Consider the following 379-nt stretch of genomic DNA (forward strand, 5'->3'; position numbering starts at 1 on the left):
CAAATTTTAATTCTGTTGTGACGAGCAAATTTGCATATCTCTAATGGCATACTATCAACGATGAAATAATCTTCAAATTCTAAAAAATGTGAAGCAAGTTTTATTCTAACTTCTTCTAAAAATAAAAACAATTTTCGCCTTCTTTTATTGAACTGACTTCGTTCAATTAAATTAGGGATTTGTTGATTATTTATCTCCTTAAACAAAGAATTTTCACTGTCAATTGACATAAATTCTGCTGTTAAACTCAGCGCAACTACTTCTAAATCAGACATTTTTTCTTTTCTACCAACACCTGATTTAAATTCTAATTCACAATTCAAAGAACTTATAACTTCTAAAACTCTTAAATATTTTTTTACTATATTTGACATAGATA

1 protein-coding gene is annotated in these 379 nt (G+C 26.4%); it reads right to left on the reverse strand.

Translation table 11 applies throughout. From position 1 onward, the window contains the following. The coding region (locus tag WFZ85_RS16100) for a transposase family protein (RefSeq protein WP_461782273.1) at nt 1-374 on the reverse strand (374 nt) is incomplete at its 3' end. Between the last annotated feature and the right edge of the window lie 5 nt (nt 375-379).

This window comes from Flavobacterium aureirubrum (genome assembly GCF_038739835.1).
GTDB lineage: Bacteria > Bacteroidota > Bacteroidia > Flavobacteriales > Flavobacteriaceae > Flavobacterium > Flavobacterium aureirubrum.